The following is a 2,404-nucleotide window of genomic DNA, read 5'->3' as shown; positions in this document are numbered from 1 at the left end:
GCAGTCCGCGTCACAAAGACTGATGATTGTTGTGCCACTAACACTCGTGCTGATTGTAGGTTTGCTGGTGTTGGCACTGAATTCCGTGCGCGATGCACTGGTCATTTTTACCGGTGTGCCACTGGCCTTAACCGGTGGCGTACTGGCGCTGACGCTGCGTGATATTCCTTTCTCAATTTCTGCAGCAGTGGGTTTTATTGCGTTGTCGGGTATCGCCATCCTTAACGCATTGGTGATGGTGTCATTTATCCGGGAATTACAGCGCTCTGGCCAAAGTCTTGAACAGGCTATCTTTGAAGGTGCGCTGACCCGTCTGCGTCCGGTGATTACTACCGCACTGGTAGCGTCACTGGGTTTTGTCCCGATGGCACTGAACACAGGTATCGGCTCAGAAGTACAACGACCACTGGCAACCGTCGTGATTGGTGGTGTTATTTCTTCTACGATTCTGACCTTGTTTGTGATTCCGGCGCTGTACCGCCTGGTTCATCGTAGTGAAAAACGAGGAAATGCATGAAATTGTCTATAACACGTCTTGTACTTTTACTCGCCATGTTAACCACAGCGTCCTTCGCTGTGGCCCATGGCGTTGATGACAATACCCGCACATTTCTGCAACAGAATACCGGCGTGCAGTTCGTCCCTTTCCTGTATATCGGCGCCAAGCACATGATCACAGGATACGATCACCTGCTGTTCCTGCTGGGAGTAATCTTCTTTCTGTTCCGTAGCCGGGAAGTTCTCCTCTACGTCAGTCTCTTTACTCTGGGACACAGCATTACCCTGATGTCGGGCGTTCTGGCCAATATTCAGGTTAACGCTTACCTGATTGATGCCATCATCGGCCTTTCAGTGGTGTACAAAGGTTTCGATAACCTGGGTGGCTTTAAAAGGGTATTGGGAGTTCAGCCAGATACACGCTACGCCGTACTGATTTTTGGCTTGTTTCATGGTTTTGGTCTGGCGACCAAATTACAGGAATTTCATATTCCCGAAGACGGCCTGCTGACCAATCTGGTTGCCTTTAATATCGGCGTCGAGATCGGACAGTTTGCTGCACTGGGCATCATCCTGATACTGATCTCGGCATGGCGCCATTCAGCAACCTTCAGCCGTTTCGCCGTACTGACCAATACGCTGCTGATGGCGTCGGGCATCATGCTCACCGGCTACCAGTTGACTGGCTATTTTAATTCCTGAGGAGAAGGAAATGACTTACGCACATATTCCGGCCAAACAGCTCTGGCTGGCCACACTGGCCGCATTTGCGACTGGACTGCTTACGCTGGTTATCGTCATTATGCCAGCGGAATACAATATAGATCCGACCGGCATTGGTACTCAGCTGGGCTTAACCGCGCTGTCACCGGAGAAACTGAATGAAGCACCGTCAGCCCTGAGTAACTTAGCGAATATGGATGGTTTGACCACCCTGGTTATCCCGGCTGGCAGCGGTAAAGAGTTCAAACTGGAAGTGGCAGAAGGCGGTCAGGTTGATTTTGAATGGATCACTGATGGTGCCAGTATTTATGTTGATACTCACGGCGAACCCTTTAACGATCCCAGTGGCTACTTTAAAAGTTATGTCATTGCCACAACCAGTGAAATGAAAGGCAGTTTTACGGCGCCGTTTGCGGGAACCCATGGCTGGTATTTCCGCAACGATGGTCAACAAGACATCACCATTCAGCTATTTTTTGAAGGTCAGTACGAAAATCCTCATGCGATGTAAATCGCTAACAAGTAACAGGAGTTACAATATGAAAGCGTTACTTTTAACCGCTGCACTGACACTGTCCGCATTCAGTGGAACGACATATGCTCATGGCGACCACGGCGTGCTTGATGAGCGAGGCGCCATGGGTCTGGCAGCCCGCGTAGTGCAGAAGATGACCCTGAGAGACTATGGCTATACAGCTGGTCAACTGGATACCAGTTGGCAGAGCATTGGTAAAGATCAGATTGTCCTGAAGGAAAAGGGGGCTGGTTTCTATATTGTCGAAGTTACAAAATCCGGTTCTGATGAAAAGGTGTATGTAAAAGTTCTTCTGGATGGCAGCATTTCTGACGTGTCAAAAATTTATCCGTTCTGATCAGATTGGACTGCTTGAATGCCGTTCCTGCGAAACCAATAGCGAAGGAACGGCGCGACCGGGAGATACCAATCAAAATAAAGAAGTCCGATAACTACACCTACCCATTTTTTATGCCATGATCCTTGTGATCATTACACAATTAAAAGAGCAGCAAGAACGATAGCCCTGATACTGCAAGCAAAGCTGTACTAGCGGGATTAACGACGCCGAATAACATTGCACGTGAGCCTGTAAACCAAATTGTGTAACTGCCCACGACTGAGTAACCTTTTTAAAAGGATGCCATCGTGGGTATGCAATTGGACCAA

General features: G+C 48.8%; 4 protein-coding genes. All 4 read left to right on the top strand.

The window, feature by feature from the left end; translation table 11 throughout:
* The coding region (locus tag I9W95_RS05210) for an efflux RND transporter permease subunit (protein WP_225672570.1) at positions 1-517 on the top strand (517 nt) is incomplete at its 5' end.
* The gene (locus I9W95_RS05205; RefSeq protein WP_225672568.1) at positions 514-1,200 is read left to right on the top strand and encodes a HupE/UreJ family protein; all 687 of its coding nucleotides are present in this window, start codon (positions 514-516) and stop codon (positions 1,198-1,200) included. The genes I9W95_RS05210 and I9W95_RS05205, both read left to right, overlap by 4 nt.
* Positions 1,201-1,210: 10 nt before the next feature.
* Entirely contained in the window at positions 1,211-1,732 is a 522-nt protein-coding gene (locus tag I9W95_RS05200; protein ID WP_225672565.1) for a hypothetical protein, read from the top strand.
* Between the two features lie 28 nt (positions 1,733-1,760).
* Entirely contained in the window at positions 1,761-2,093 is a 333-nt protein-coding gene (locus tag I9W95_RS05195) for a DUF6488 family protein (RefSeq protein ID WP_225672563.1), read from the top strand.
* The last annotated feature ends 311 nt before the right edge of the window (positions 2,094-2,404 follow it).

This window comes from Thalassolituus marinus, assembly GCF_020320395.1.
GTDB lineage: Bacteria > Pseudomonadota > Gammaproteobacteria > Pseudomonadales > Oceanobacteraceae > Venatoribacter > Venatoribacter marinus.
The sequence above is the reverse complement of the archived record's forward strand: the minus strand, read 5'-3'. Positions and strand labels throughout refer to the sequence as shown.